This is a genomic window from Sphingomonas tabacisoli (assembly GCF_042678385.1).
GTDB classification, from domain to species: domain Bacteria; phylum Pseudomonadota; class Alphaproteobacteria; order Sphingomonadales; family Sphingomonadaceae; genus Sphingomonas_B; species Sphingomonas_B tabacisoli.
In genome coordinates, this window is record NZ_JBHUDY010000002.1 from 1 (window position 1) to 25,953 (window position 25,953).

The window sequence follows — 25,953 nt, forward strand, 5'->3', positions numbered from 1 at the left end:
GCCGAAGCGGCCCGCAGAACCGCCGGGGCCGCCGACGATGAAATGGTCGATGTCGCGCATGGGGAATCCTCTCCGGCTAGTCTGCCTGTCCCATGCACGTTTGCATTTTCGCAGACAAGCGGGCGTTTATGCATGGACGGCCTGCGATTTTGCAGCCAAGGCCAACCTTGTGAATTGGGACGACCTGCGCATCTTCCTCGCCGTCGCACGGACGGGCACGCTGAGCGCAGCCGGGCGGCGGCTCGGTCTCGACGCGACAACTGTCGCGCGCCGGTTGGGACGGCTGGAGGTCGAAGCGGGGCGCAGTCTCTTCGAGGTGACGCCGGCGGGTCACATCCTCACTGCGCGGGGTCAGGACCTGCTCGGCCATGCACAGACGATGGAAAGCGCGGCCATTGCCTGCGCGGAGGGCGCGCAGGCCGGGCTGCAGGCGAGCGGCACGATCCGGGTCAGCGTCGCGGAAGGGTTCGGCACCAGCGTGATCGCGCCGCACCTGCATGAATTTGCCGATGCGCATCCGGGCATCGGGGTGGAGCTGGTCGCCTCGTCCGGCTTTCTGAACTTGTCCCGGCGCGAGGCGGACGTCGCGGTGATGCTCGCCAGGCCGCAGCGCGGTCCGCTCGTCGCCCGCAAGCTGACCGACTATAATCTGGGCATCTACGGGCGCCGCGGCGTCGCGCGCCCCCTGTCGAGCATCGCCGATCTCGGGGAAGAACGGCTGGTCGGCTATGTGCCCGACCTCATTTATGCGCCGGAGCTGCACTATCTCGAGGAGACGGCGCCCGGGCTAAGCGCGACTTTATCCAGCACCAGCGTCAATGCGCAAGCCGCGATGATTCGCAGCGGCGCCGGCATCGGCATCCTGCATTGCTTCGTGGGCGACTTGGATCCGCTGCTCGAGCGGCTGTTGCCGGAAGAAGTCGATATCGCCCGGAGTTATTGGCTGGTCATGCACCGCGATTTGCGCGGGGTGGCGCGCGTCAAGGCGTTCGTCGACTGGCTGGACGGATTGGTGACCCGGATGCGCCCGCTGATGGTTGGGCGACCATGAACCCGACATCCGAACGCCGCCTGCTCGCGATCCTGCTGCGCCTGTCGAACGCGCTGTCCCTGACGGCGATGTTCGCGATCGTGAAAATCGCCACCGCGCATGGCGTCACGCTGTTCGAGAATGTGTTCTATCGGCAATTGTTTGCCCTGCCGCTGGTGGCCGGGCTGGTCGTCGCCGGCCCCGGTATTCGTTCGGTCAAAACAAGGCGACCTTGGGCGCATGTCTGGCGGACGGGCCTCGGCATGGTCGGCATGGGACTCAACTTTACGACGTACACCTTGTTGCCGATCGCCGAGGCGACAGTGATCCTGTTCACGGTGCCGATCTTTGCGACGATCCTGTCGGCGCTGGTGTTGAAGGAGCCGGTGGGACGCCATCGCTGTGGTGCGGTGATCCTGGGTTTCATAGGCGTGCTGATCGTGGTGCAGCCGGGCGGGTCGACGCTCTCCGGCAAGGGCGTCGCGGTCGGGTTGATGGCCTCGATCGCCGTGTCCGCGATCAACATCACGCTCCGTCAGATCGGCCGCACCGAGAGCGCGACGACCACGGTGTTCTGGTTCACGATCATGTCCGCGCTGCCGATGGCGCTGCTAATGCCGTTCTTCGGCAAGGCCCATGACGCGCCGACCTATGGGCTGCTGATCGCGCTCGGCTTGCTCGGCGGTTTATCCCAGCTCACATCGACGGCGTCGCTCAGGCTCGCGCCGGTTTCGGTCGTGCTGCCGATCGATTATTCGAGCCTGATCTGGTCGGCGCTGGCCGGCTGGCTGCTCTTCGCGACCTTGCCGAGCCCGCATCTGTGGCTGGGCGCGCCGCTGATCATCGCGAGCGGCCTCTACATCGTCTATCGCGAGCACAAGCTGCACCTGGAGCAAACGGCGAGCGCGGTGGCGAACGACTGACCGCCAACCGCTTGCCATTGCCCGCGAATACGGCACAACCGTCGCGAACGATAAAAGGGGCGGGCATGGCGACCACGGCGATCAAGGAAGAAGCGGTTCATCGCGACGCCGGGCTGGCGCGCGAGATCGGCGTCTGGAGCTTCGCCGCGACGATCATCAACGTGGTGGTGGGCGGCGGCATCTTTGCGGCGCCCGCCGCGCTGGCAGGATCGGTCGGCGCCTGGGCGCCGTTCGCGCTGCTGGCCTGCGGCATCGCGATGGGCGCGATCGTGCTGTGCTGCGCAGAAGCAGGCAGCCGCGTGCCGTCGAGCGGCGGCACCTACGCCTATGTCGAAGCTGCGTTCGGGCGCGGGCCGGGCTTCGTCTGCGGCATGATGCTGTGGCTGAGCTGCGTGCTCGCGGCGGGCGGCATCGCCGCGGCCTTTGCCGATGCGATCGTGGCGCTCTATCCGGTCGGCCCCGCCGGCGTGCAGCGGGTCGTGCTGATCGTGGCGGTGATGATGCTGGTCACCGGCATCAACCTGCGCGGGGCGAGGGAAGGCGCGCGGTTCGCGGGCGTGATGACGGTGGTGAAGCTGGTGCCGTTGCTGGTGTTCGTCGGCGTCGGCGCATTCTGGATCGACCCGCAGAACCTGAAGCCCACCGGCGAGGTCGATCCCGGCTCGTTCGGCGCGGCGATCATCCTGTCGATCTTCACTTTCTCCGGCATGGAAACGATGCTGAGCGCCAGCGGCGAAGTGTCCCGGCCTGAAAAGACGGTGCCGCGCGCGCTGATGCTGGCAATGGCCGGCGTGCTGCTGCTCTACATCGCGATCCAGACCGTCGCGCAAGGGTTGCTGGGGCCGCAGCTCGCGACCGCCAAGGAGCCGCTCGCCCAGGCCTTGGGCGTAGTGCATCCGGCGCTGATTCCATTGATCGCGGTCGGCGCGGCGATCTCGCGCGGCGCCTGGCTCGGCAGCGATGTGCTGGGCGCGCCGCGCATTCTGTTCGCCTTCGCACGCGACGGCTTTCTGCCGGTCGCGCTCGGACAGGTGAACGATCGCACGCAAGTGCCGACCGCGGCGATTCTGACGCACGCGACGATCGGCACCGCGCTCGCGCTGGCGGGCGAGTTCACATGGCTGGTGCTGCTTTCGGCGCTGGCGACCGCGCCCATCTATATCGGCGCATGTCTCGCGGCGGTGAAGCTTCGGCGCGAGGACGTGCAACTGATCGGCCCAGCGTTCCGCGTACCGGGTCTCGGGATCGCTTCGGCAGTCGGCGTGCTCAGCATGATCGCCCTGATTGCGCTCGGCCAGCCCAACGAAATCATCGGTCTGTTCGCCGCAATCGGCCTCAGCACCCTGCTCTACTTCCTTCGCCGCTGACGCTCGTCGAGCGCCATTAGCGCTTCGTCGGGTCCGTCGGCCATTCGCCGAAGCCGGACCCTGGCCGGTCGAAGCGAAGCTGCATGGCCGGGCGCATAGGCGTAGCCCGGAAATGCGCGGCGGGACGAAGATGCTCCCCGGCCCCCTTCGGACCGCCGCCAATGGCTCCGCCCCCTTCGGAGCCGCCCCGAAGCATTCGAAGGAAGGATCACGCCATGTTCACTCGTACCGTTTCCAAGGCTCTGTTGGCCTCCGTCGCTGCCGGCCTCGTCACCTTCGCGATGGGGCCCGCCCATGCCGAAATCGGCGCGCCGCGCTCGATGGTCGTCAAGTTCGGCGATCTCGACCTCAGCACCACCAGCGGCAAGGCCCGCCTCGGCAAGCGCATCGCCTATGCCGCCCAAACCGTCTGTGGCCCGGTCGATGAGCGTTCCTATTTCTCGAACAAGGCGAACCTCGCCTGCGAGAACGACGCGATCGCCAACGCCAATCGCGGCCTCGTCGAGGTGTTCGCGCAGGCCGGCACCTCGATCCGCGTCGCCGCGAACTGATCGCACTCTCTTCCGGTCCGGTCGCTTCCCCTTATCCGGACCTTCACCGAGCCCCGGTCGAAAGACCGGGGCTCTTTCTTTGCGTCAGCGTCCGGCCATACCTTTGGCATGGTCGAGATAGGTGCGGCCGATCCGCACTTCCTCGCCGTTGCCGAGATCGGCGGACCAGACGCCGCCGCCGTCATGCTTCAGTCCCTTGATCCGGTCGCGCCGGACGATCGTCGAGCGGTGGAGACGGATGAACTTGTCCGGATCGAGCCGCTCTTCCAGCGCGCTGATCGTCTGGTGGAGCAGATAGCTCCGCCCGTTCACGTGCAGCCGCATGTAATCGCGCTCGGCGTCGATCCGCTCGATGTCCTCGGCGGCGATGCGGATCAGCTCGGACCGGTGCGGCACCCAGAATTCCTGCACCCATGAGACTGCCGGCGCGCCCGGCTCGGCCGTGCCGCGGCGATCGACGACGCGCTCCAGCGCGCGCTTCAGCCGTTCGGGGGCGACGGGCTTCAATAGGTAATCGACCGCAGCGACGTTGAACGCCTCGACCGCGAAGCTGTCGAAGGCGGTCACGAACACGACGGCCGGCCGGTGCTTCGCCTGGCCCAGTGCGCGCGCCACGCCCATGCCATCGAGCTCGGGCATCGAGATGTCGAGCAACAGCGCCTCGGGCTCCAGCGCTTCGGTCAGCCGCAGGGCCGCATTGCCGTCGGACGCGGTGCCGACCAGATCGATCAGCGGCTCGCGCGCGCACAGCACTTGCAGCCGCTCGACCGCGAGCGGCTCGTCGTCGACAATCAGAGTACGAACCGGCTTTACGCTAGTGACATCCATCCCTCACCTCAGGCATCGCCAAAGTCACGACGAAGCCCCCGCCTTTCGGCACGTGAGTGACCAGCCCCGCCTTGCTCCCGAACCGAGCCTGGAGCCGATCGCGGACATTCGCAAGACCTACGCCGGTGCCGTGCTCCTCGCCCTCGCCGGGACCTTTGCCGTCGTCGGCAATGGTGAGCACCAGCTTGCCGCGTTCGCTTCTGGCAGTGATCGAGATCGTCACCGGCCGGTTGGCGCGGGACACGCCGTATTTGATCGCGTTCTCGACCAAAGGCTGCAGGATCAGGCCGGGGACGCAGAGCGGCATCAGCTCTTCGGGTACCTCGATCTCGGTCTTCAGCCGCTCTGGGAAGCGCACCGCCTCGATGTCCAGGTACAGGCGCTGCAGCCGCACTTCTTCGGACAAGGGCACGTCATCCATCGGATCGCCGGAGAGACTGGTCCGGTAGAAGGTCGACAGGTTCATGATCATCGCTTCGGCCTCGGCATTGCGGCCGGTCATGACCAGCGACGACAGCGAGTTCAGCGTATTGAACAGGAAATGCGGGTTGACCTGATAGCGAAGCGCCCGGATCTCCGCTTCCTTTGCGGTCTGGGCGAAGGCGGCGACGCGGCGCTCTGCCTCGCGCGTTTCGCTCGCATAGGAGATGGCGAGGTAGATCGCCGCCCAGGCCAGCAGGAAGAAGTAGCGGGAGACTGCGATCTCGGCGACGTTCTTCGCCAGATAGGGATGCCGGATCATGTCGCGCAGCATCTCGGGATCGCGGTAGAGAAGCTCCGGCTTGTAGGCGTTGAAGAAGTAATAGTTGGCGAGGCCGATACCGATCGCGCAGGGAATGGCGGCGACGAACGCCACCGCGATGCGCTCGCCGAACGAGCGATCGTCGACCCGGCGCAAGACTCCATAGAGCAGGAACGTGATCGCGATGCCCGCCACGGTTACTCCGAGGCGGCGCTGCGCAAGCTCGAACTGGTTGTCCCATCCGACGATCAGCGACTGAGTGGTCGCGATGACGACGTAGAAGAGCCAGAAGCCGAGAATCGAATAGGCTGCGACCTCCAGCGCCACCCGACTGCGCCGGCGGTCTCCGGTTTCATCCTGCATTGCCCCCGTCCTAACGCTCCACAGGCTCGAAAGCGACGCAGGCGGGCGGCGCCGGTCGAACCGCAGGGCGGGTTCATCGAACGGCAGCAGGAACTCCCCTCCTGAGTCGTTCGTTACGGGGGCGTCAACGGAAGACATCAGGCGGAGTCATTTCATGGCCGACACCGGAACTCAAGACACGCTCCGCGACGAGCGGCAGGATGCCGCGCGCGATCCGTCGATCGACAAGCGCCTGCAGCGCGACCCGTTCGACCCTGACGCCAAGATCGACGCCGGCTCCGACGAGTCGATGGACGCGTCCGACCCGCCTTCGGCAGCCCAGCCGGGCAGCCAGGAGCCGGCGCCTTCGTCCAGCTATGACGAGGACGAAGAGGCCGCGCGGCAGCGGGCGAACGCACAGCAATAGTGGCTTCGCGGCCACATAAATCTTTTATCCACGGCATTTTGTTGCGCGGCGGCTCGCCTCGTCGCAGCCAATGTTGCTTTGCAGCAATTTTTCTGATTCGATCTTTGCACGGGGTGTGATGCAGTTAACGGCTCGGAAAGCCTGTTGAGTGCATAAGGTTAACGGCAAAAGGTCGGAGTACGGAAACATGCCGAGCAAGGTCGGACCCGCCGCAGGCGCGATGGCCCTTGTGGAAATGAAGGAGTTCGCGGGGTTCGCTGCCGGCACGCAGCGCTACATCCGCCGCGCACTCGATATCGGGCTGGAGCGCGAGGACGCGATCAAGATCTGGTCGCGCGACGTGGTCGAGGCGGCCAGCATCAAGGCGCAGACCAAGATGTACGAGCGCCTGGACGAAATCCGCGCGCTGGTGCCGGACGATAGTGGGCTCGACGCGATCGAGCCGTTCATGACCCCGCTGGTGACGCTCTCGGCGTTCGATCTCGGCCAGGATCGGCTGTCGACCTTTTCTGCCTATCGATTCCTGTATGAGCGGCTGATCGGGCCGAGCGTGCGCCCGTGGCTGCCGAGCGCCTTCTGCGCCGCTGCCGCGCTGCCGCACCTCCACCCGGACAAGCGCCGCAAACTGCTCCAGTCGATCAGCGAAGCCGCGGCGACCGCTCCCGGCTGGTCGAGCCGCTCGCCCGCCTTCTACCCGCAATGGGTGGAAAAAGTGGACACGACCGGCGCACCGAACTGAGGTGGACGCGCCGCATAGCGCAGCCTAGATTTGCATGGCCCGGCTTTCACCGGGCGTTCATCCGCGGTTGGGCGTAAGGCGGCTCGATGACGTTGCGTTTCCGGATCGTGCTACGCGCGGCGCTTGCGCTGCTCATCTCGTTCGCCGTGCTGGTTCGGCCGGTCGCCGCACAATCGGTGCTGCGCGATGCCGAGACCGAAAAGTGGCTACAGGACATTTCGCGGCCATTGGTCGTGGCGGCGGGGCTCGACCCCCGGAACTTCCAGGTCGTGCTGCTCTACGACAACAACATCAACGCTTTCGTGGCGGGCGGCCAGATCGTCTATATCCACTCGGCGACGCTGACCGAGGCCGACAACACCGACATGGTGCAAGGCGTGATCGCGCACGAGATCGGCCATATCAGCGGCGGTCATGTGATCCGCTTCGCCGAAGGGGCGCGGGCGGCGACCGGCGTCATGCTGCTGTCGCTGCTGCTGGGCGCGGCGGCGATCGCGGCGGGCGGCGGCGATGCCGGCGCCGGCATCCTGATGGCCGGCCAGCGCGCGGCACTCGGCAAATTCCTCGCCTTCACCCGCGTGCAGGAAGCCAGCGCCGACGCCGCCGCCGTCTCGACGCTCGACAAGGCCGGCGTCAGCGGCAAGGGCTTTCTCGCTTTCTTCAAGAAGCTGCAGAACCAGTCGCTCCGCTACGGCTACAACCCCAAGGACGCGTACGAGCAGACGCACCCGCTCGACCGCGAGCGCGTGACGCTGCTGACCGAAGGATTGCAGGCGTCCAAGGCCTGGGATGCGAAGACCGATCCGGCGCTCGAGGCGCGTTTCCAGCGCATCAGGGCCAAGCTCAAAGGCTATGTGCTCGATCCGCCACAGGTGATGCGGCAATATCCAGAGACCGACCTGAGCGTGCCCGCCCATTATGCGCGCGCCTATGCCTGGCATCGTTCCGCCTATCCGGACAAGGCGCTGGCGGAAGCCGACGCGCTGCTCAGGGCCGCGCCGCACGATCCTTATTTCCTTGAGCTCAAGGGCCAGATCCTGCTCGAATCCGGCAAGCCGGACGAAGCGCTGCCGATGCTGCGCGAAGCGACGCAGACGACCGGCTTCAATCCGCTGATCACCTCGCTGTTCGGTCACGCGCTGGTCGAGACCGAGGACCCCAAGAACATGGCCGAGGCGGAGCGGGTGCTGAAGTCCGCGATCGCCAAGGACAATCAGAACCCCGACGCCTGGTATCAGCTCGGCATCGTCTATGCGCGCAAAGGCGACGAGGCGCGGGCCTCGCTGGCGACTGCGGAGCGGTACAATCTGGAAGGCAATGCCAAGCTCGCCTACGTGAACGCGCGGATGGCGATGGCCGGCATCCCGCACGGCTCCGCCGACTGGGTGCGCGCGCAGGACATCTATATGGTCTCCGAGCCCGACGTGAAAAAGAAGAAGAAAGACAAGAAGGACGAACCGCAGCAATGAGTAGGTGGTTGCCCTATTTCGGCGTCGGCCTGCTTTCCGCCGTGCTGGCGTCGCTCGGCACCGCGGCGGTGGTTCAGCGCGGCGGCGGCGATCATGTCCGCGCCTATCTGCTGCAGAATCCGGAAGTGCTTCAGGAAGCGATGGAGCGGCTGCGGATGAAGCAGAGCGCCGCCCAGATCGCCCCGCATCGCGCGCAGATCGAAACGCCCTATGCCGGCGCGTGGATCGGCGCCAAGGATGGCGACGTCACGCTCGTGCAGTTCTTCGACTATGCCTGCGGCTATTGCAAAGCCAGCCTGCCCGACGTGCAGCGGCTGGTCCGCGAGGACCCGAAAGTGAAGGTCGTGTTCCGCGAACTGCCGATCCTCAGCCGCGACAGCGAAGTCGCCGCGCGGGTCAGCCTTGGCGCGGCCGAGCAGGGCAGGTTCGCTGCGTTCCACGACGCGATGTACGCCGCCGGCCGGCCGGCGGCGCCAACGATCATGGCGGCCGCGCAACAAGCCGGGCTCGACCAGGCGAAGCTCCAGGCTGCGATCAACGCCCCGCGCGCCGAACGTGAGATCGGCCAGAATATCGAACTCGCCCGCACCCTCGGCTTCACCGGCACGCCAAGCTGGGTCGTCGGCGACCAGATCCTGAGCGGCGCGGTTGGCTATGATGCGCTGAAAAAGGCCGTGGAGCGAGCGCGGGCCAACAAGACCTGAGCCTTTGCCCCGGAGCGGGGCGGCCAATTGCCCGCTCTGGCGCGACTCGGTCATGCGTGGTTTACTCGTCCCTTGGGGGACGGATTCCATGAAGCTGATCATTGCAATTGCGGTCGTCGCCGCGGCTGCCACTTCGGCGCAAGCGGCCGAGCTGGTCACGGGGGCAGCGACCGCCGCCCCGCACGTCAAGGCGTTCGACACGCCGTCGCTCACCACCGAGGCGAGCTTCTTCGCCTATCCGGGGATCGCGGGCGGCGTGCGCGTCGCTGTCGGCGATGTGAACGGCGATCATGTGCCGGACTATGTGACCGCCCCGTCCGATGGCGGCGCGACAAACGTCAAGGTCTTCAGCGGCACGAACCTCGCGGAAGTGCGCAGCTTCCTCGCCTATGCCGGGTCCAACGCGGGCGTGTTCGTTGCGGCCGGGGACGTCAATCATGACGGGGTCGCGGACATCGTGACGGGCTTGGGCGCGGGCCCGGCCGGCGGGCACGTCAAGACCTTCGACGGCGTGACCGGGGCCGAGATCAAGAGCTTCTTCGCCTATCCCGGCTTCGCCGGCGCGGTGCGTGTGGCAGCCGGCGACCTGGACGGCGACGGCTTTGCCGACATCGTGACCGGCGCCGGCCCGGGCGGCGGACCGCATGTGAAGGTTTTCAGCGGCGCAAGCGGCGCGGAGTTGAGGAGCTTCTTTGCATTCGGTCCGAGCTTCACCGGCGGCGTGTCCGTCTCCGCCGGCACATGGGCTGGCGAAAATGCGATTTTCGTCGGCGCCGGGGCGGGTGGCGGCCCACACGTGAAGGCGTTTAGGATGTCCGACCTGACCGAGCTGGCCAGCTTTTTCGCGTTTGACGCCGGCTTCACCGGCGGGGTGAACGTGGCCTGGGGCGATTATGACGGCCATGCCGCCCTTTATGTCGCCACCGCCTCAGGCGACGCGCAGGTTCGCGTGTTCGACGCTGTCGCGGGACGGAATCTTGGCGCCATGATCGGCAGCTTCCAGCCCTATGCCGGTTTCACCGGCGGCGTCGAGATCGCGGCCGTCGCTCCCCCATCGAACGGCGGCGTGCCGGAACCGACGACATGGGCGATGATGCTGGGCGGCTTCGGCCTTGCCGGCGCAGCGCTGCGGACACGTCGGCGCTTCAGGGGGATAACGGCTCGCCCTTGAACCTCTGAGCGATCACGTACCACTCGCTCGATTCCTTGCGGCTGGCGGGCGGCTTGGCGTGCTTGACGGTGGTGAAATGCTTCTTCAGCAGCGCGACGAGGTCGTTGTCGGCGCCGCCGGCCAGCACCTTGGCAATGAACCCGCCCCCGGGCCGGAGCGTCTCGATCGCGAACCAGGCCGCGCTTTCGACAAGCGCCATCGTGCGGAGATGGTCGGTCTGGGCATGGCCGACGGTGTTCGCCGCCATGTCGGACATGACGAGATCGGCAGGGCCTCCCAGCGCCTCGCGCAGCCGCTCGGGCGCTTCGTCGGCGGTGAAGTCCATCTGGAACAGCGTGACGCCTTCAATCGGATCGGTCGGCAGCAGGTCGATGCCGACGATCGTCGCGTCGGGGTGGCGTTTGCGCGCGACCTGCGCCCAGCCGCCCGGCGCCACGCCAAGATCGACAATGCGCTTCGCGCCTTTCAAAATTCCGAACCGCTCGTCGAGCTCGATCAGCTTGTAGGCCGCGCGGGAACGATAGCCCTCCGCCTTGGCGCGCTTCACATAGGGATCGTTCAACTGCCGCTCGAGCCAGCGCGTCGAGGCGGCGGTGCGATTGCGCGCGGTCTTGACCCGCTGGCGGCCCGACCCTCTCACTGGAAGCCGTCGCGCGCCATCAGCGTGCGCAATATGCCTTCGCGGATGCCGCGGTCGGCGACGCCCAGCCGCTCGGCGGGGAAAATGTCGAGGATCGATTCCAGGATCGCGCAGCCGGCGACGACCAGGTCGGCGCGCTCCTGCCCGATGCAGGGCAGCTCGACGCGCTCGGCATGGCTCATTTGCGACAGCATCTGGCTGACGCCGCGCATCGCATCGGCAGGGACGATCAGCCCGTCGACGGCGCTGCGGTCATAGCTGGGCAGACCGAGATGCACACTGGCGAGCGTCGTCACCGTGCCGCTGGTGCCGAGCAGCCGCATATGCGCGCGCGCGCCTTGCGGCAGCCGCGCGGCGAAGGCGGAGAAGCTCTCCGAGACGCGGGCGCGCATCCGCCGGTAGATGTCGAGCCGGCCCTCGGCCGTGGACGCATCGCCGGGTTCGACTTCGGTCAGCGACACGACGCCCCAGGGCGCGCTGTACCAGTCGAGCGTGCGCGGCAGCGGGCCGCTGGTATCGACCAGCACCAGCTCGGTCGAGCCGCCGCCGATGTCGAAGATCAGCGCCGGGCCGTCGCCTTCTTCCAGCAGCACGTGGCAGCCCATCACCGCCAGCCGCGCTTCTTCCTCGGCGGGAATGATGTCGATGGCGATGCCGGTCTCGCGCCGCACCCGCTCAACGAACTGCGCGCCGTTGCTGGCGCGGCGGCAGGCCTCGGTCGCGACCGAGCGGCAGATATGGACGTGGCGGCGACGCAGCTTGTCCGCGCAGATGCGCAGCGCCGACACGGCACGGTCCATCGCCTGGTCGCTGAGGCGCCCGGTCGCGGCGAGTCCTTCGCCGAGCCTGACGATCCGCGAAAAGGCGTCGACGATCACGAAGCCCTGCGGCGCAGGCCGGGCGATCAGCAGCCGGCAATTGTTGGTGCCGAGATCGAGCGCGCCATAGGTTCGGCGCTGCGGCGCGTACGCCGGAGCAAAGGGAGCCGTCCGCGTCCGGTCGATGCCGGACTGCAGCGGCAGGGGCGACACGTCCGCCATGCTGCCGTCACTCTGTCATTCTCCGGATCGGATCATACCGCCGGTACTTGGCGCCGCTTCTACAGATGAACGGCGGGCGGGGCAAGCGACTGTGGCGCAAATGCCACATCTCACCTTGTTGTGTGAGGTTCATGTTTCGTTGCCCGACGTTCATCCGTTCGGACGCATCTGGCGGCTCCCCGCCTCGGCCAACCCTTCAACGGCCGGGCGGGGAGAAGACCAGAAAAAGTAAGAGTGGAGTGAGTTTTATGAAAAAGATCATCATCGCAGCCCTCGCGGCATCGGCCTTTGCAGCCCCCGCTCTGGCCCAACCCGATGCGCCGTTCACCGGCGCCCGCGTCGAAGGTCTTGTCGGTTATGACAATGTCAAAGGGGATGGCGGCCACCGCAACGGCGTCGCGTACGGCGCCGGCGTCGGCTATGATTTCCAGATGGGCGGCGCTGTCCTCGGCGTCGAAGGCGAAGCGATGGATTCGACGGCCAAGGGCTGCGACACCGGCTTCGTTACCGCCACGGACCGGATCTGCGCCAATGCCAAGCGCGATCTCTATGTCGGCGGACGCGTCGGTGTCGCCGTGGCGCCCCGCACCTTGCTGTACGCCAAGGCCGGCTACGCCAATACGCGCTTCAAGGTGAACTACACGGACACCGCGACGCCGGCCAACAACACCAGCGCCTCGCGCAACTATGACGGCCTGCGCGTCGGTGGCGGCGTCGAGCAGAAGCTCTCCGGCAACGTCTATGCCAAGGCCGAGTATCGCTACACCAACTACGAGAAGGGTCTGTCCCGTCACCAGGTGCTCGGCGGCGTCGGCATCCGCTTCTAAGCAGCACGTCTGTGGAAAACAGGGGTCGGGGCGCTTGCTCCGGCCCCTTTTTTTGTCCAGTAAATCCGGTGACCCGAGGCGGCTCTTTCGCCTCACTCAACAGCGGATTTTAGGGGCCGCCGCGGCCCCGGGGGGACCCATGAAGGCGACGATCGAACGGGCAACGCTTCTGCGAAGCCTGGCCCATGTCCAGTCGGTGGTCGAGCGGCGCAACACGATCCCGATCCTGTCGAACGTGCTGATCGATGCGACCGCGGACGGCGGCATCCGGCTGATGGCGACCGATCTCGACCTGCAGATCGTCGAGACCGTCGAGGCCGCGGTCGACCAGCCGGGCGCGACCACGGTCTCGGCCCACACCCTGTTCGACATCGTCCGCAAGCTGCCCGAAGGCAGCCAGGTCGAGCTCTCCGCCGCCGAGGGCAAGATGGCGATCAACGCCGGCCGCGCCCGTTTCAACCTGCAGACGCTGCCGCGCGACGATTTCCCCGTGATCGCCGAGGGCGAGCTGCCGACCAAGTTCGAGCTGCCGGCCGCGACGCTCCGCCAGATCATTGACAAGACCCGCTTCGCGATCTCGACCGAAGAGACGCGCTATTATCTGAACGGCATCTTCTTCCACGTCTCCGACGATGCGCAGCCGGTGCTCAAGGCGGCGGCGACCGACGGCCACCGCCTCGCCCGTGTGACCGTGCATCGGCCGGATGGCGCCGACGGCATGCCCGACGTGATCGTGCCGCGAAAGTGCGTGGGCGAATTGCGCAAGCTGCTCGAGGAAGTGGACGGCGGGGTTACCGTGTCGCTGTCGAACACCAAGGTCCGTTTCGACCTGGGCGCGGCGATCCTGACTTCCAAGCTGATCGACGGCACGTTCCCCGACTATTCGCGCGTCATTCCGACCGGCAACGACAAATTGCTGAAGCTCGACCCGAAGAGCTTCATGGAAGGCGTCGACCGCGTCTCGACCATCGCCAGCGAAAAGACCCGCGCCGTCAAGATGGCGCTCGACCGCGATAAGATCACACTGTCGGTGACCAGCCCCGAAAACGGCACCGCCGCCGAGGAAGTGCCGGGCGACTATGCCGCCCAGCCGTTCGAGATCGGCTTCAACGCCCGTTACCTGATGGACATCCTCCACCAGATCGACGGCGACCTGGTCGAGGTCCACCTCGCCGACGCCGCCGCCCCGACGCTGATCCGCGAAAACGACAAGGCCCCGGCGCTCTATGTGCTGATGCCGATGCGGGTGTAAGGGGCTGGAACTGGAACTCGCCTAACCAAGCCGTCCATCCCGAGCGAAGTCGAGGGACGCACTGGATATGCGCCGAGTTCGAGCGAAGGTGCGTGTCTCGACTTCGCTCGACATGGATGGTTTGGGAGGAACGCCGAGGCTTTCCTAGACCGCCAGCCCCGCCGCGACGGCACTCGCCCAGGCCCATTGGAAATTGTAGCCGCCGAGCCAGCCGGTGACGTCCACCGCTTCGCCGATGGCATAGAGGCCGGGGACTTTCTTCGCCGCCATCGTCTGCGACGAGAGCTCGGCAGTGCTGATGCCGCCGGCGGTGACTTCGGCCTTGGCGAAGCCTTCGGTGCCGTTCGGGTGGAATTGCCAGTCGGCGAGGCGGCGCTCGGCGTCTTCCAGCTTAGCGTTAGGCAGGTTGGCGAGCTCGCCCCACAGGCCGATCCGCTTGGCCAGCACTTCGGCGAGGCGGGCGGGGAGCTGTTCGGTCAGCAGCGTGTGAAAGTGGGTGCGCGGGCGCTGGCGCTTGGCGGCGATCGTCCAGCCGGCGGTTTGCGACGGCAGGAAGTCGATGCCGACCGGCTGGCCGTGCCGCCAATAGGACGAGACTTGCAGGATGGCGGGGCCGGACAGGCCCTTGTGCGTGAACAGCGCCGCCTCGCGAAACGCAGTCTTGCCGGCGCGGGCCATGACTTCGGTCGCGACGCCGGAGAGGTCGCGGAACAAAGCTTCGTCGCCGCCCAGAGTGAGCGGCACGAGAGCTGGGCGCGGCTCGACGATCTTGAGGCCGAACTGTCGGGCAAGATCATAGGCAAAGCCCGTTGCGCCCATTTTCGGGATCGACGGCCCGCCGGTCGCGATGACCAGCGCCGGTGCCGTCGAGACCGTGCCGTCGTGCGTGACGCGAAACAGGCCGTCGGCATGCGTTACCTCGCGGATCGGCTGGCCGAGCGCGATCCGCACCGCGCCTTTCGCGCATTCCTCCATCAGCATCGCGACGATCTGCCGCGCCGAGCCGTCGCAGAAGAGCTGGCCCAATGTCTTTTCGTGCCAGGCGATGCCGTGCCGATCGACAAGCGCGATAAAGTCGGCGGGCGTGTAGCGGCTGAGTGCCGACTTGGCGAAATGCGGGTTGGCGGAATGGAAGCGATCGGGTGCCGCGCCGACATTGGTGAAATTGCACCGCCCGCCGCCCGAGATCAGGATCTTCTTCCCCGGCTGATCGGCATGGTCGATCAGCAGCACCCGCCTGCCGCGCTGGCCAGCCGTCGCCGCGCACATCAACCCGGCCGCGCCGGCGCCGAGGATGATGAGGTCGTGGGTCGCCGGCATTGAGGCGGCGATGGAGGGGGATCGGGTGCGGCGCAAGGGTGCGGGTGGGCGTCGAACGCAGTCATAAGGCGCGGCGTTGGAGGGGACACAGTCGTTTCGACCGCACTCCTCCTCAGTTATAAACTTTATCTAGCCGACTCCCGCATGGCCGATCGGGAAATCGCGAATGCCATGCTTTATGTGCTGATCTCGACTGAAGGCGGTTATAGACGGGCGTACTGTCTGTTTGGGAGGACACGTGAATACCATCACCGTTTGGCTGCTCATCCTTTATGTCCGCGGCGAACAACCGATCCAGGCATTGGCGATCGACAACATTGCAACCGAGAAAGCTTGCAATGAACTCGGCGAGAAGCTGGTGAAGGAAGCCGACCGGCGCACGACGACTTCCTATGAGCCCAGATGCTATTCTATCGAGAAGGTTCGATGAAGCTAGTTGCATCGAGCCAGCAGAACAGCGCGGAGAGAATAGAAGCACGGGCGGCGCAGATGTACGCCCGCATTAACGAGCTCTGGTGTGAGCACCGCGAAGACATTTTTGGCGGCGCATGCGGGTTCAGCATCCTGAGCGGGCCACCGGCGCATCGCCCGCCTTTACTGGTCATCGGCGCGAATCCCGGCTTCGGAGCTAATGACCACGGACCAGACGTAGAGATTTGTTGGCCCACAACCTCCTACATAGGCTCGGCAACTTGGCCCTTGGCCGGCAAACTTAGATATATTTTCGAGCGGGCGGGAAAGGGCGGTTTGCTAGATCATGCCCTTCAAACAAACTTCCTGTTCTTCAAGAGTAGTTCGCTGAAGAAGGAAAGCAGGTACAGGTGGTTCAATTTGCCTGGTCATCTCCGGTCAAAGCTCGAAGGAATCTGCGCGGCCGAACTGTTTGAACTGATATCCATGATAGAGCCACGGCTGATCCTTGTATTGGGTCTCGATCCGTTCGACACCTATGCCACAGGCGTGGACACCGTCCTTAGAGATCGAAACGGAAAGCGACGGCTTCTGGTCAAAGGCTACATCGCCGGTTTGCCTGCAGTGGCGACGTTACACCCAACGGGTGCTCAAGTGGCCAATGAGGACTGGATGCGTGTTAGCGATTGGCTACGGCAAAATGTCTGACCGGCGCGGCGGAGCCGCGCCGTCGGGCCTCGCTGCTGGGGGGGCNCGCCAGCCTTACGAGCTGTAGTACATATCGAACTCGACCGGGCTCGGCGTCATTTCCCAGCGGGCGACTTCCTCGCGCTTGAGTTCGATATAGGCCTCGACCTGCTCGCGGTTGAACACGTCGCCCTTCAGCAGGAAGTCCATATCGGCTTCCAGCGCGTCGAGCGCTTCACGCAGCGAACCGCACACCGTCGGCACGTTGGCGAGTTCGGCGGGCGGCAGGTCGTAGAGGTTCTTGTCCATCGCCTCGCCCGGATGAATGCGGTTCTGGATGCCGTCGAGGCCGGCCATCAGCAGCGCCGCATAGGCGAGATACGGGTTGGCGAGCGCGTCCGGGAAGCGGAACTCGACGCGCTTCGCCTTGCTGCCCGCGCCATACGGGATGCGGCACGAGGCGGAGCGGTTGCGGCTCGAATAAGCGAGCAGCACCGGCGCTTCGTAGCCCGGCACCAGCCGCTTGTAGCTGTTGGTGGTCGGGTTGGTGAAGGCGTTGAGCGCGCGGGCGTGCTTGATGACGCCGCCGATATAATAGAGGCACATGTCGCTGAGGCCCGCATAGCCGTTGCCGGCGAACAGCGGCTTGCCGCCTTCCCAGATCGACATATGGGTGTGCATGCCCGAGCCGTTATCTTCCTTGATCGGCTTCGGCATGAAGGTCGCGGTCTTGCCATAGGCGTGCGCGACCTGGTGCACGACGTATTTGTAGATCTGCATGCGGTCGGCGGTCTCGACCAGCGTGCCGAAGGTCAGGCCGAGCTCGTGCTGCGCGGCGGCGACTTCGTGGTGATGCTTGTCGCAGGGCAGGCCCATTTCGAGCATGGTCGAGACCATCTCGCCACGGATGTCGACGGCGGAGTCGACCGGCGCGACCGGGAAATAGCCGCCCTTGGCGCGCGGCCGGTGGGCGAGGTTGCCGACTTCATATTCGCGGCCGGTGTTGGTCGGCAACTCGATATCGTCGAGCTTGTAATAGCTGGTCGAGTAGCTGTTCTCGAACCGCACGTCGTCGAACATGAAGAACTCGGCCTCGGGCCCGACATAGACGGTGTCGCCGATGCCGGTGTTCTTCAGATACGCCTCGGCGCGCTTGGCGGTCGAACGCGGGTCGCGGGTGTAGAGCTCGCCGGTCGAGGGCTCGACGATGTCGCAAAACAGGATCAGCATCGGCGTCGCGCTGAACGGATCGACATAGGCCGCGTCCAGGTCCGGCTTCAGGATCATGTCGGACTCGTTGATCGCCTTCCAACCGGCGATCGACGAACCGTCGAACATCAGGCCGTCGGTCAGCTCGTCCTCTCCAAGGACGCTGGAGACCATCGAGAGGTGCTGCCATTTGCCCTTGGGATCAGTGAAGCGGAGATCGACCCATTCGATCTCCTCGTCCTTGATGCGCTTCAGAATGTCGGCGGCAGTGGCAGTCATTGGTGTCTCCGTCTGTTCCCCTCCCGCTTGCGGGAGGGGTTAGGGGTGGGCAATCACATCACTCAGGAGCAGTCGAACAGGCCCACCCCCGGCCCCTCCCGCAAGCGGGAGGGGAGAAAATCACAAAGCGTCGGCGTCGCGTTCGCCGGTGCGGATGCGAACCGCGGTTTCGACCGGCAGCACGAAAATCTTGCCGTCGCCGATGCGGCCGGTCTGGGCGGCGGATGCGATCGCCTCGACCACCCGGTCGGCCAGCGAATCGTCGACCACGACTTCCAGCTTCACTTTGGGCAGGAAGTCGACGACATATTCGGCGCCGCGATACAGTTCGGTATGGCCTTTCTGGCGGCCGAAACCCTTCGCCTCCGTGACGGTGATGCCGGAGACCCCGACGTCGTGAAGGGCCTCCTTCACTTCGTCCAACTTGAACGGCTTGATGATCGCTTCGACCTTCTTCACCCGGAGCCCCGCTTATTGTGCGCTGCACAAATCATAGCCGCGCCTTGTCACGAGTCGCAAGCGGCGTTTATTCGATCTGTAATATTGTTGCAGCCGCTCAGTGACGGAGTGGTGGAATTCGCGGGCGCGATGCGGGCAACCCGATCGCGAACCGATTGTTTGCATTGGGATTTCGCTGCTGGAACGATTGATGCGCCTGGTTCGCCTTGCCACTGAGGATGATTTCGACGGCTGGCGCGCCGCGGCGCGGGCGCTCGCCCTCGCCGGAATCGCGGCGGATCAAGTGGTGTGGCAAGTGGGCGAGCAGGCGGCCGACCTGTTCGGCGAGGAGCCGATTGCGCCGGCGGAGGCCAGCGCATTTTCGGTGCCGCGGCCGTTCGTGGAGCTGGCGCAGACCGCGATCGCTCATTCCGATCCGGAGCGGTTCGGACTGCTCTACCGCATGCTGCTGCGGCTGTTGGCCGAGCCGCGGCTGATCGACGACCATGCCGACCCGCTGCTGCGGCGGCTGGAGGAAATGGCGAAGTCGGTCCGGCGCGACATCCACAAGATGCGCGCCTTCCTGCGCTTCCGCGAGGTGGCGACGGAGGAAGGCCCGCGCTTCGTCGCCTGGTTCGAGCCCGAGCATCATATCGTGCGGCTGAACGCCGGCTTCTTCGTCCGCCGCTTCGCCGCGATGCGCTGGTCGATCCTGACGCCGGAGCTGTCGGTGCACTGGGACGGCGAGGCGCTTACCGAAGGACCGGGCGCGACCAAGGCCGATGCGCCTGAAGGCGATCCGATCGAGGACGTATGGGGCGCCTACTACGCCTCGATCTTCAATCCGGCCCGGCTGAAGGTCGGCACGATGCTGAAGGAGATGCCGCGCAAATATTGGAAAAACATGCCCGAGACTGCGTTGGTCCCCAAGCTCATTGCAGGGGCGCAGGCCCGGGAGGCTGGCATGGTTGCGGCATCGCGTGCGGAGATCGGCGGCAATGCCCGCGTCGCTTGGGAGTCGCTGCGCGAGGAAGCGGCAGGCTGCACGCGCTGCCATCTTTACAAGCACGCGACGCAGACGGTGTTCGGCGAAGGCAGGGTGTCGGCCAGGCTGATGCTGGTCGGCGAGCAGCCGGGCGATCAGGAGGATCTGGCGGGGAAGCCGTTCGTCGGGCCGGCGGGGCAAGTGCTGGATCAGGCGCTCGCCGAGGCGGGCGTGGATCGCGCGACCGCCTATGTCACCAACGCCGTGAAGCATTTCAAGTTCGAGCAGCGCGGCAAGCGCCGCATCCATTCCAAGCCCGACGGCGGCGAGATCGATGCCTGCCGCTGGTGGATCGATCAGGAGCGGATGCTGATCCGCCCGCCGGTGACGGTCGCGCTCGGCGCCACCGCGGCGCGGTCGCTGCTGCACAAGGTCGTGACGATCTCCGGCACGCGCGGTCGTCCGCTAAAGCTGGAGGACGGCGGCGAATGCTGGGTGACGATCCACCCGAGCTATCTGCTGCGCCTGCAGGACAAGGCCGACAAGGAACGCGAATATGCGCAGTTCGTCGAGGATCTGCGCCGCGCGAACGAACGCGTCGCGGCGCTTGCGGCATGACGGGCCTCGCGGCTAAGGCGCGCGCATGACTGACACCCCTCCCGACCGCCTTTCCAACGATCCGCGCTCGCCGCATTATGACGCCGATGTCCTCGGCCGCGGCATCGGCATCCGCTTCAAGGGCAACGAGCGCACCGACGTCGAGGAATATTCGGTGTCCGAAAACTGGGTGCGCGTGGCACTCGGCAAGAAAGTCGACCGCCACGGCCGGCCGCTCACGATCAAGCTGACCGGACCGGTCGAGCCCTATTACCTGACCCCGGCCCAAGGCGAGGAAAGCGACGCCGGCTAGGAACTCGCACCGGTTCCACGCGTCTGCCGGGCATGGCTTTGACGGCGATCGCGCTCAACTGCACTCTCAAGACCGAGGGTGAATCGTCCACCGACAAGATGATTGGGCTGATCGCCGGCGAACTGGCAAAGCACGACGTGCGGCTGACCGAAACCATCCGCGTCGCCGCGCACGACGTGAAACCCGGCGTCACATCGGACGAAGGGCCAGGCGACGCCTGGCCTGTTATCCGCGCCAAACTCCTTGCCGCCGATATCCTGATCCTCGGTACGCCGGTCTGGCTCGGCCAGATGTCGAGCGTCGCCAAGCGCGTGGTCGAGCGGATGGACGCCTTCCTGAGCGAAACCGACGCGCAGGGCCGCACGCCGGTTTACGGCAAGGTCGCGCTTGCGGGCATCGTCGGCAATGAGGACGGCGCGCACCACATCGCCGCGACATTGTTCCAGGCGCTGAACGACGTCGGCTTCACCGTGCCGGCGGCTGCCGCGACCTATTGGGTCGGCGAAGCGATGGGCAAGGTGGACTTCAAGGATCTGCCGCAAGTGCCCGAGAAGATCGCTGCAACGGCGAAGGCGGCGGCCTCGAACGCCGCACACCTTGCCCGCCTTCTATCAGGTCAGCCCTATCCGGGCACGACCTGAGGACGGCTCTTCCGCACTGCCCATCCGGCAAGCGCGAAGCCGGCGACCATCATTGCCCAGGCGGCCGGTTCCGGAATCGCGTTCAATCGTCCGAACAGGCCGTGCATTTCGTCGCCGATGCCGGCGGTGAAATACAGCGCGTTGGGGTCGACGCCTGCACCGCCCGTGCGGAAGGCGAGGCTCCAGAGATACGGCATCTTGAACGGGTCGCCGCCGGGCCCGTTCAGCATGCCGAGATAAGTGCCGTCGCTTTCGCGGAAGGCGTTGATGAAGCCGTCATCCTCGGCGAAGTTGCCGACCAGGATCGCGTTGCCGAACACGCCGAAACTGGCCGGCGCCCTCGCCACTCCCCAGGGCGAGAGCAGATTGCCGCCGGTTGCGAACCGCCGAACGAAGGTGCCGTCGGTGTTGAACACATCGACGACGCCGGTGCCCAGCGGCGCTTCGTCGGCGTCCTGGGGCGGCGCGTAGGTGACATAGAGCTGGCCGCCGATATTGGCGACGTTGAACGGCGCCAGGCCCGCCGGCAGGGTCGGATCGGTGAAGGACCCCGCCAGCGACGTCAGCATGAAGCCGCTGTTGAACACGTCGATGCGGTTCTGGGCCACGTTCGCGGCGTAGAGGAAATTCTGCCCGCCGCTATTGCCCAGCGCGAGGCCGGTATAGACCGCGCCGGGCGTGAGCACCGCGTTTGCGGCCGTGGTGCCAAGGCCATTGTTCCAGCCCTGGATAGCGCCGTTCAGGTTGGCGAACAGGAAGGTCGCCTTCGCGCCATCCGCCGCCAGCACGAAATCATTGGTGGTCGAGTTGAACACCTGGCCCGTAGGCCCATTCGGTCCGCCGGGGAAGGAGGGCATGGTAACGGTCAGGCCCTGCTTGGCGCCCGCGCCATTGTAGAGCGTGGCGTTGCCTGCACCCTGGTTCGACACCCAGAACGGGCTGGTCGCGGAAAAGGACGTGCCCCAGGGATTGATCAGGCTGGCATCGACCGTCGCAGCCGGCGCGAAGCCCTGGCTGGCGAGGAATGCCGCATCGTCGGTGACCAGATTGGTCTGGGCCACCCGCTGCGACGCGGACCAGGCGACGGAGGAGCAGAGGAGCGAAAACGCTGAGGCTGTGCCGAACAGAACGGCGCGGCACGGTGCAAGGCGATGCACGTGCATTGGGACCCTCCTTTGGGCGCCCGGCGATAGTCAGCGACGCGCCGGGCGAGTCGCGCCCCCGCGTGTGACTTCATATCATTTTGGAGCCGTTACGGCCACTCAGAAGATGCCGAGGAACTTCTTCCGCTGCTTGTGCTTCGCCTCGGGCGAGCGGTTGCCGCTTTCCGATTTGGCGGTGGTGCCTTTGCCGACATCGTCGCGCGGTTCGCCGCCCTTTGTGCGCTGGGCCATGGCCGTCGCGCCGGAAAGGACCGGGCCGCATGCCGCGGACTTGGCATCTCCAATGTCGACAAAGGCGAGGATCGCCGCCAGCGGCGACACGACCGCGCCGAGCCCGACCGCCGCCCCACCGCGCGCGATCAACTGCGGGCTGATCACGTCGATGCTCGGCTTGGCGAAATAGCCGCCGACGCCGATCGGGCTTTGCGCCGAGAACAGGCTGAAGCGCTTGCCGTCGGCGCGGACGCGCAGGTCGAGCGCCTCGTTCTTGAAGCTGAACCCGCCGCGGCCGAGGATAACGTTCTTTTTGGTGTCGATCAGGATCGGATCGGCGGCGGCGATGCCGTTGCGCACGGTGAAGGCGATCAGTCCGCAATTGATCTGCACCGGCTCTTTCAGCTCGCCTTTCCACATCTTCCAGACGAACGTCCCGATATCGAGCTCCGAAAGCTGCACGTTGCGCGCCCAGAGCGAGCCTTGCGGCATGATCACGGCGATGCGGCCGTTCGAATTGCCGAGCCATTTGCGCACGCTGTCGCCCGGTCCGGCGAGCTGGACGCGTGCCTTCAGCGTGCCGGTCGTCCCGGCTTCCTCGACGCCGAAGCCTTTCAGCAGCCGGCCCATCGGCGTCGGCGAAAGGCGCAAGTCGAGATCGGTGAAGACCGGATTGCGGCGCGCATTGATCGAGATGTCCGACGAGACATGGCCGCGGTCTAGGTCGAAGGTCAGCGGCGACAGCTTCAACAGGCTGTGATCGAGACTGAGCGTCAGGTCGATGTTCGAAACCGGCCATTTGTCACCGGCGACGCGCTTGACCGTCCAGTGGACGTCGGCATCGAATCGGCGGATCGCGTCGACGCGGAGCGGAGCGTCGGGAAGTAGGCGCGGCGCCCCGCCTTCGGTCTGCACGATCTTGCCGCCCGTCGCGTCGAGACGTTCCGGATTGTAGCCGATGAACGGCCCGGCATCGATGACGTCGAGCGAGTTCGTCGCGAGATTGGCGTCGAGCTTAATCCGGTTCGTCGGCATCGCGACGGTCAGCCGCCCGGCGAGATCGCTGTTGCCGAAGCGGCCGCGCAGCCGCTCGAACTTCCAGATGCCGTCGTTCTTGGTGAGGACCGCGCGCAGATTGTAGGCGCGCGTTTCCGGCACGGCGACGCCGATGAACTCGAACAGATTGGCGAGATTGTAGCCGTGGACGCGGAAGTCGAGCGGCGCGCCCTCGATCCGCGTCGCGCCGGGCAGCGTGCCCGAGACGTCGAGCACCGTGCGTGCAGCCTCGGCGTGCATGCGGAACTGGTTGCGGCCCCCGGTCACCGTCTCGTTCGGCGACATCAGATTGCCGGAAAGCTTGAACGGCCGGTCGCGAAGCGTGCCGTTGCCCGAAAAGCGGATGTCCGAGGCGAAGCGCGTGTCCTGCGCCCGGACGGTGTCGATACCCAGATTCGCCGTCAGCCGCAGCCGCGGATCGGAATAATGGATGCGGGTGCCCTGGATCAGCGCCTCGCGGATGTCGGGCAGCTCGAGCGGCTTGGCCGACGGCTTGCCCATCGTCCAGGTGTTCTGCTTGCCGTCCGGGCTCCAGGCGAGATCGACATCGCCGTTCAGCAGCATCAGCCAGTCGATGCGGCGCTTGCCGAAGATCAGCGGGATCGATTCGATGTTGCTGTCGATCAGTTTGGACTTGAGGAAATAGGGCTGCTTCGCCCATTTCGGATTGGTGATCGTCAGCCCCTCGGCGAGGAACTTAATGTCGATCGGGTTGAAATAGAGCTGGAAATCGCCGGCCACACGCACGTCGCGCTCGGCCGAGCGGCTGGCGTAACGCTCGAACATGTGCTTCAGGAACCGGCCCTTGGTCACGTACAGCACGGTCCAGGCGAGCAGGATCAGCCCGACGATCGTGGCGACGAGCGCAAGCAGGCTCGCCACCGCCGTCGTTGCCGGATCGCGGTGGATCGGGCGTGCGTCCTCGAACGCGCCGGGCCGGGCCATCTCGTTCATGACCGGGATCAACCCCTATGCGGCCGGTCTGGTTGCAATTTGCCGGACTCGCCGCTAGGAGCCGCCGCTTCGCGATAAGGAAGGACTGCCCGGCCAGTGTGGGCTGCCGTGGCCGTCCGTGATCGTCGATAAACTCGAAAGGACGAAAATGCCCAAGCTCAAGACCAAGAGCGGTGTGAAGAAGCGCTTCACGCTCACCGCCACCGGCAAGCTGAAGCACGGCGTGGCCGGCAAGCGCCACCGCCTGATCAGCCACAACGGCAAATATATCCGCCAGAACCGCGGCACCTCCGTCCTCTCCGACGCCGATACGGCGACGGTGAAGGCCTGGGCCCCCTACGGCCTGAAGTAAGGAGGACCGACAATGGCACGTGTCAAACGCGGCACCACCACCAAGGCGAAGCATAAGCGCATTCTGGATCAGGCGAAGGGCTATTACGGCCGTCGCAAGAACACGATCCGCATCGCGCGCCAGGCGGTCGAAAAGGCCGGCCAGTACGCCTATCGCGACCGCAAGGTGAAGAAGCGGAACTTCCGCGCGCTCTGGATCCAGCGCATCAACGCCGCCGTGCGGGCCGAAGGCCTGACCTATGGCGTGTTCATGCATGGCTTGAAGCTCGCCGGCGTCGAACTGGACCGGAAGGTCCTGGCCGACATCGCGATGCACGAGGGCGAGGCTTTCTCGGCGATCATCGCCCAGGTGAAGGCCGCGCTTCCCGAAGGCGCCCGCGTCGCGGCGTAAGCCCTTCGCAGGATTGAACAGAGAACGGGCTCGGGGCGGCACGCTCCGGGCCCGTTTTCTTTTGCCGCGCGTTTTTGCTCCCATGATCCGCAAGCTCAAATCGGGCGAATACCGGCTCTATTCGCGGAAGACCGACCCCGACACCGGCAAGCGCCGCAACCTGGGCACGTTCGGCAGCCGCGCCGCGGCCGAGAAGCACGAACGCGAAGTCCAGTATTTCAAACGCCACTGACAGGACTTGCCGGCCGGTGCGGCGGGCCTAGGCTGCCGGCATGATCTGGCTGATCCTGATTGCGCTCACGATGTGCGCGGCGCTGATCTGGTACGAGGCGAGCCTTCCGCCCGGCGAGCGGGCGCGGATTCGCGAAGCGCGCGAGCGGCGGCGCCGGACGCGCGCCCCCGCCCCGTCGCCGCCACCTGACGACATCGCCGCGCTGATCGAGCGCGATCCCGCCCAGGCGCTCGCCCGCTATGGCACGCCCGAGGATGCCGAGCGGCTGCGGGCGCAGGGCGTCGACCTGCAGGCGCTCGGCTATCGGCCGCCGGGCGATGGGAGCGGGCCGGCATAGGCATAGCGGTCGCGGATGCGCTCCTGGAAGAAGCGACCCTTCGACTCCGAGGCAAGGAACGCGGCGTGGACCCGCGCCGGCACGCCCAGATAGCCATACCATTCGCCGCTCGTGAACCGCACGAACAGGGTGCGCGAGTCCTCGTCATACTCGATCTGCGCGACGGCTTCGGATGCGACTTGCGGCATGCTGTCTCAATGCGGGACGCCGGTCGCTGTTTCCTGAGGGCGGCGCATGCGGGCTGGCGGGCCGGGGGGATTCATGTCATTGTCGCCAAACATAAAAACAGTTCGTGTCGCATCGAGTCCGGTACCACAGGGGGAG

General features: G+C 65.9%; 30 protein-coding genes. 20 read left to right on the forward strand and 10 right to left on the reverse strand.

The genetic code is table 11. The annotated features are described in order from the left end of the window. Positions 1-169 precede the first annotated feature (169 nt). From ACFSCW_RS13165 to ACFSCW_RS13180, 4 genes are all read left to right on the forward strand, one after another. Positions 170-1,051, forward strand: a complete 882-nt coding sequence (locus ACFSCW_RS13165; protein ID WP_380890147.1) for a LysR family transcriptional regulator — start codon at positions 170-172, stop codon at positions 1,049-1,051. Then, the gene (locus tag ACFSCW_RS13170) at positions 1,048-1,953 is read left to right on the forward strand and encodes a DMT family transporter (protein WP_380890148.1); all 906 of its coding nucleotides are present in this window, start codon (positions 1,048-1,050) and stop codon (positions 1,951-1,953) included. Before ACFSCW_RS13165 ends, ACFSCW_RS13170 begins: the two co-directional genes overlap by 4 nt. A gap of 65 nt (positions 1,954-2,018) precedes the next feature. Further along, positions 2,019-3,320: an APC family permease gene (locus ACFSCW_RS13175; RefSeq protein ID WP_380890149.1), complete on the forward strand. Its 1,302-nt coding sequence runs from the start codon at positions 2,019-2,021 to the stop codon at positions 3,318-3,320. A 215-nt stretch (positions 3,321-3,535) separates the two neighbouring features. Continuing rightward, positions 3,536-3,871, forward strand: coding sequence for a UrcA family protein (locus tag ACFSCW_RS13180; protein ID WP_380890151.1), 336 nt, complete (start codon positions 3,536-3,538; stop codon positions 3,869-3,871). A gap of 84 nt (positions 3,872-3,955) precedes the next feature. Here ACFSCW_RS13180 and ACFSCW_RS13185 read toward each other — a convergent pair whose 3' ends face one another. Both ACFSCW_RS13185 and ACFSCW_RS13190 read right to left on the reverse strand, forming a co-directional pair. Next, entirely contained in the window at positions 3,956-4,699 is a 744-nt protein-coding gene (locus tag ACFSCW_RS13185; RefSeq protein WP_380890154.1) for a LytR/AlgR family response regulator transcription factor, read from the reverse strand. Continuing rightward, entirely contained in the window at positions 4,686-5,804 is a 1,119-nt protein-coding gene (locus ACFSCW_RS13190) for a sensor histidine kinase (protein ID WP_380890156.1), read from the reverse strand. Before ACFSCW_RS13190 ends, ACFSCW_RS13185 begins: the two co-directional genes overlap by 14 nt. A gap of 154 nt (positions 5,805-5,958) precedes the next feature. On the opposite strand from ACFSCW_RS13190, the gene ACFSCW_RS13195 reads away from it, so the two are divergent. The 5 genes from ACFSCW_RS13195 (at position 5,959) to ACFSCW_RS13215 (ending at position 10,293) form a co-directional block, all read left to right on the forward strand. Next, entirely contained in the window at positions 5,959-6,210 is a 252-nt protein-coding gene (locus ACFSCW_RS13195; RefSeq protein ID WP_380890158.1) for a hypothetical protein, read from the forward strand. 187 nt (positions 6,211-6,397) lie between these two features. Continuing rightward, entirely contained in the window at positions 6,398-6,949 is a 552-nt protein-coding gene (locus ACFSCW_RS13200; RefSeq protein WP_380890159.1) for a hypothetical protein, read from the forward strand. Between the two features lie 86 nt (positions 6,950-7,035). Beyond that, positions 7,036-8,418, forward strand: coding sequence for a M48 family metalloprotease (locus ACFSCW_RS13205; protein WP_380890161.1), 1,383 nt, complete (start codon positions 7,036-7,038; stop codon positions 8,416-8,418). Continuing rightward, a complete protein-coding gene (locus tag ACFSCW_RS13210; RefSeq protein WP_380890163.1) occupies positions 8,415-9,122 on the forward strand; it encodes a DsbA family protein in 708 nt (235 codons plus the stop codon). Before ACFSCW_RS13205 ends, ACFSCW_RS13210 begins: the two co-directional genes overlap by 4 nt. Positions 9,123-9,210: 88 nt before the next feature. After that, positions 9,211-10,293: a PEPxxWA-CTERM sorting domain-containing protein gene (locus ACFSCW_RS13215; protein ID WP_380890165.1), complete on the forward strand. Its 1,083-nt coding sequence runs from the start codon at positions 9,211-9,213 to the stop codon at positions 10,291-10,293. Here the strand turns inward: ACFSCW_RS13215 and ACFSCW_RS13220 are convergent. Both ACFSCW_RS13220 and ACFSCW_RS13225 read right to left on the reverse strand, forming a co-directional pair. Further along, on the reverse strand, positions 10,268-10,933 hold the full coding sequence (locus ACFSCW_RS13220; RefSeq protein WP_380890168.1) for an RlmE family RNA methyltransferase: 666 nt from the start codon (positions 10,931-10,933) through the stop codon (positions 10,268-10,270). The two genes, ACFSCW_RS13215 and ACFSCW_RS13220, sit on opposite strands and share 26 nt — an antisense overlap. After that, positions 10,930-11,973 (reverse strand): Ppx/GppA phosphatase family protein, encoded by a 1,044-nt coding sequence (locus ACFSCW_RS13225; RefSeq protein ID WP_380890169.1) that lies wholly within the window; start codon positions 11,971-11,973, stop codon positions 10,930-10,932. Before ACFSCW_RS13225 ends, ACFSCW_RS13220 begins: the two co-directional genes overlap by 4 nt. Before the next feature lie 248 nt (positions 11,974-12,221). Between ACFSCW_RS13225 and ACFSCW_RS13230 the strand changes: the two genes are divergently transcribed. Continuing rightward, entirely contained in the window at positions 12,222-12,800 is a 579-nt protein-coding gene (locus tag ACFSCW_RS13230) for an outer membrane protein (RefSeq protein ID WP_380890171.1), read from the forward strand. Between the two features lie 139 nt (positions 12,801-12,939). Further along, positions 12,940-14,052: a DNA polymerase III subunit beta gene (gene dnaN / locus ACFSCW_RS13235; protein WP_380890173.1), complete on the forward strand. Its 1,113-nt coding sequence runs from the start codon at positions 12,940-12,942 to the stop codon at positions 14,050-14,052. A 144-nt stretch (positions 14,053-14,196) separates the two neighbouring features. Here dnaN and ACFSCW_RS13240 read toward each other — a convergent pair whose 3' ends face one another. Next, positions 14,197-15,372, reverse strand: a complete 1,176-nt coding sequence (locus tag ACFSCW_RS13240; RefSeq protein WP_380890175.1) for a BaiN/RdsA family NAD(P)/FAD-dependent oxidoreductase — start codon at positions 15,370-15,372, stop codon at positions 14,197-14,199. 238 nt (positions 15,373-15,610) lie between these two features. Between ACFSCW_RS13240 and ACFSCW_RS13245 the strand changes: the two genes are divergently transcribed. Beyond that, a complete protein-coding gene (locus ACFSCW_RS13245; RefSeq protein WP_380890176.1) occupies positions 15,611-15,802 on the forward strand; it encodes a hypothetical protein in 192 nt (63 codons plus the stop codon). Further along, positions 15,799-16,491, forward strand: coding sequence for a hypothetical protein (locus ACFSCW_RS13250; RefSeq protein ID WP_380890179.1), 693 nt, complete (start codon positions 15,799-15,801; stop codon positions 16,489-16,491). Before ACFSCW_RS13245 ends, ACFSCW_RS13250 begins: the two co-directional genes overlap by 4 nt. A 54-nt stretch (positions 16,492-16,545) precedes the next feature. Here the strand turns inward: ACFSCW_RS13250 and glnA are convergent, their stop codons facing one another. Then, a complete protein-coding gene (glnA, locus tag ACFSCW_RS13255; RefSeq protein ID WP_380890182.1) occupies positions 16,546-17,958 on the reverse strand; it encodes a type I glutamate--ammonia ligase in 1,413 nt (470 codons plus the stop codon). Between the two features lie 120 nt (positions 17,959-18,078). Beyond that, a complete protein-coding gene (locus tag ACFSCW_RS13260; protein ID WP_380890185.1) occupies positions 18,079-18,417 on the reverse strand; it encodes a P-II family nitrogen regulator in 339 nt (112 codons plus the stop codon). 190 nt (positions 18,418-18,607) lie between these two features. Between ACFSCW_RS13260 and ACFSCW_RS13265 the strand changes: the two genes are divergently transcribed. The 3 genes from ACFSCW_RS13265 to ACFSCW_RS13275 are packed head-to-tail and all read left to right on the forward strand — an operon-like array spanning position 18,608 to position 20,932. Continuing rightward, on the forward strand, positions 18,608-19,999 hold the full coding sequence (locus tag ACFSCW_RS13265) for a UdgX family uracil-DNA binding protein (protein WP_380890187.1): 1,392 nt from the start codon (positions 18,608-18,610) through the stop codon (positions 19,997-19,999). A gap of 25 nt (positions 20,000-20,024) precedes the next feature. Beyond that, a complete protein-coding gene (locus ACFSCW_RS13270) occupies positions 20,025-20,291 on the forward strand; it encodes a DUF3297 family protein (RefSeq protein WP_380890189.1) in 267 nt (88 codons plus the stop codon). A gap of 32 nt (positions 20,292-20,323) precedes the next feature. Then, entirely contained in the window at positions 20,324-20,932 is a 609-nt protein-coding gene (locus ACFSCW_RS13275) for a flavodoxin family protein (protein ID WP_380890192.1), read from the forward strand. Here the strand turns inward: ACFSCW_RS13275 and ACFSCW_RS13280 are convergent. Continuing rightward, positions 20,914-22,095, reverse strand: a complete 1,182-nt coding sequence (locus ACFSCW_RS13280; RefSeq protein WP_380890193.1) for a TIGR03118 family protein — start codon at positions 22,093-22,095, stop codon at positions 20,914-20,916. The two genes, ACFSCW_RS13275 and ACFSCW_RS13280, sit on opposite strands and share 19 nt — an antisense overlap. 99 nt (positions 22,096-22,194) lie before the next feature. Further along, entirely contained in the window at positions 22,195-24,318 is a 2,124-nt protein-coding gene (locus ACFSCW_RS13285; protein ID WP_380890195.1) for an AsmA family protein, read from the reverse strand. 148 nt (positions 24,319-24,466) lie between these two features. Between ACFSCW_RS13285 and rpmI the strand changes: the two genes are divergently transcribed. From rpmI to ACFSCW_RS13305, 4 genes are all read left to right on the forward strand, one after another. Next, entirely contained in the window at positions 24,467-24,670 is a 204-nt protein-coding gene (rpmI, locus tag ACFSCW_RS13290; protein ID WP_380890198.1) for a 50S ribosomal protein L35, read from the forward strand. A gap of 12 nt (positions 24,671-24,682) precedes the next feature. Next, on the forward strand, positions 24,683-25,060 hold the full coding sequence (rplT, locus tag ACFSCW_RS13295) for a 50S ribosomal protein L20 (protein ID WP_380890200.1): 378 nt from the start codon (positions 24,683-24,685) through the stop codon (positions 25,058-25,060). Positions 25,061-25,142: 82 nt separating this feature from the next. After that, on the forward strand, positions 25,143-25,292 hold the full coding sequence (locus ACFSCW_RS13300; RefSeq protein WP_380890202.1) for a hypothetical protein: 150 nt from the start codon (positions 25,143-25,145) through the stop codon (positions 25,290-25,292). Between the two features lie 40 nt (positions 25,293-25,332). Further along, on the forward strand, positions 25,333-25,629 hold the full coding sequence (locus tag ACFSCW_RS13305) for a hypothetical protein (RefSeq protein ID WP_380890205.1): 297 nt from the start codon (positions 25,333-25,335) through the stop codon (positions 25,627-25,629). Here ACFSCW_RS13305 and ACFSCW_RS13310 read toward each other — a convergent pair. Continuing rightward, positions 25,593-25,817, reverse strand: coding sequence for a KTSC domain-containing protein (locus ACFSCW_RS13310; RefSeq protein WP_380890207.1), 225 nt, complete (start codon positions 25,815-25,817; stop codon positions 25,593-25,595). The two genes, ACFSCW_RS13305 and ACFSCW_RS13310, sit on opposite strands and share 37 nt — an antisense overlap. Between the last annotated feature and the right edge of the window lie 136 nt (positions 25,818-25,953).

What these genes read in the sequence shown, in the direction of transcription:
- ACFSCW_RS13170 (WP_380890148.1), top strand. Translation starts at nt 1,048, where the DNA reads ATGAACCCGACATCCGAACGCCGCCTGCTCGCGATCCTGCTGCGCCTG.
- ACFSCW_RS13175 (WP_380890149.1), top strand. Translation starts at nt 2,019, where the DNA reads ATGGCGACCACGGCGATCAAGGAAGAAGCGGTTCATCGCGACGCCGGG.
- ACFSCW_RS13180 (WP_380890151.1), top strand. Translation starts at nt 3,536, where the DNA reads ATGTTCACTCGTACCGTTTCCAAGGCTCTGTTGGCCTCCGTCGCTGCC.
- ACFSCW_RS13185 (WP_380890154.1), bottom strand. Translation starts at nt 4,699, where the DNA reads ATGGATGTCACTAGCGTAAAGCCGGTTCGTACTCTGATTGTCGACGAC.
- ACFSCW_RS13190 (WP_380890156.1), bottom strand. Translation starts at nt 5,804, where the DNA reads ATGCAGGATGAAACCGGAGACCGCCGGCGCAGTCGGGTGGCGCTGGAG.
- ACFSCW_RS13195 (WP_380890158.1), top strand. Translation starts at nt 5,959, where the DNA reads ATGGCCGACACCGGAACTCAAGACACGCTCCGCGACGAGCGGCAGGAT.
- ACFSCW_RS13200 (WP_380890159.1), top strand. Translation starts at nt 6,398, where the DNA reads ATGCCGAGCAAGGTCGGACCCGCCGCAGGCGCGATGGCCCTTGTGGAA.
- ACFSCW_RS13205 (WP_380890161.1), top strand. Translation starts at nt 7,036, where the DNA reads ATGACGTTGCGTTTCCGGATCGTGCTACGCGCGGCGCTTGCGCTGCTC.
- ACFSCW_RS13210 (WP_380890163.1), top strand. Translation starts at nt 8,415, where the DNA reads ATGAGTAGGTGGTTGCCCTATTTCGGCGTCGGCCTGCTTTCCGCCGTG.
- ACFSCW_RS13215 (WP_380890165.1), top strand. Translation starts at nt 9,211, where the DNA reads ATGAAGCTGATCATTGCAATTGCGGTCGTCGCCGCGGCTGCCACTTCG.
- ACFSCW_RS13225 (WP_380890169.1), bottom strand. Translation starts at nt 11,973, where the DNA reads ATGGCGGACGTGTCGCCCCTGCCGCTGCAGTCCGGCATCGACCGGACG.
- ACFSCW_RS13230 (WP_380890171.1), top strand. Translation starts at nt 12,222, where the DNA reads ATGAAAAAGATCATCATCGCAGCCCTCGCGGCATCGGCCTTTGCAGCC.
- dnaN (WP_380890173.1), top strand. Translation starts at nt 12,940, where the DNA reads ATGAAGGCGACGATCGAACGGGCAACGCTTCTGCGAAGCCTGGCCCAT.
- ACFSCW_RS13240 (WP_380890175.1), bottom strand. Translation starts at nt 15,372, where the DNA reads ATGCCGGCGACCCACGACCTCATCATCCTCGGCGCCGGCGCGGCCGGG.
- ACFSCW_RS13250 (WP_380890179.1), top strand. Translation starts at nt 15,799, where the DNA reads ATGAAGCTAGTTGCATCGAGCCAGCAGAACAGCGCGGAGAGAATAGAA.
- glnA (WP_380890182.1), bottom strand. Translation starts at nt 17,958, where the DNA reads ATGACTGCCACTGCCGCCGACATTCTGAAGCGCATCAAGGACGAGGAG.
- ACFSCW_RS13265 (WP_380890187.1), top strand. Translation starts at nt 18,608, where the DNA reads ATGCGCCTGGTTCGCCTTGCCACTGAGGATGATTTCGACGGCTGGCGC.
- ACFSCW_RS13270 (WP_380890189.1), top strand. Translation starts at nt 20,025, where the DNA reads ATGACTGACACCCCTCCCGACCGCCTTTCCAACGATCCGCGCTCGCCG.
- ACFSCW_RS13275 (WP_380890192.1), top strand. Translation starts at nt 20,324, where the DNA reads ATGGCTTTGACGGCGATCGCGCTCAACTGCACTCTCAAGACCGAGGGT.
- ACFSCW_RS13280 (WP_380890193.1), bottom strand. Translation starts at nt 22,095, where the DNA reads ATGCACGTGCATCGCCTTGCACCGTGCCGCGCCGTTCTGTTCGGCACA.
- ACFSCW_RS13285 (WP_380890195.1), bottom strand. Translation starts at nt 24,318, where the DNA reads ATGAACGAGATGGCCCGGCCCGGCGCGTTCGAGGACGCACGCCCGATC.
- rpmI (WP_380890198.1), top strand. Translation starts at nt 24,467, where the DNA reads ATGCCCAAGCTCAAGACCAAGAGCGGTGTGAAGAAGCGCTTCACGCTC.
- rplT (WP_380890200.1), top strand. Translation starts at nt 24,683, where the DNA reads ATGGCACGTGTCAAACGCGGCACCACCACCAAGGCGAAGCATAAGCGC.
- ACFSCW_RS13300 (WP_380890202.1), top strand. Translation starts at nt 25,143, where the DNA reads ATGATCCGCAAGCTCAAATCGGGCGAATACCGGCTCTATTCGCGGAAG.
- ACFSCW_RS13305 (WP_380890205.1), top strand. Translation starts at nt 25,333, where the DNA reads ATGATCTGGCTGATCCTGATTGCGCTCACGATGTGCGCGGCGCTGATC.
- ACFSCW_RS13310 (WP_380890207.1), bottom strand. Translation starts at nt 25,817, where the DNA reads ATGCCGCAAGTCGCATCCGAAGCCGTCGCGCAGATCGAGTATGACGAG.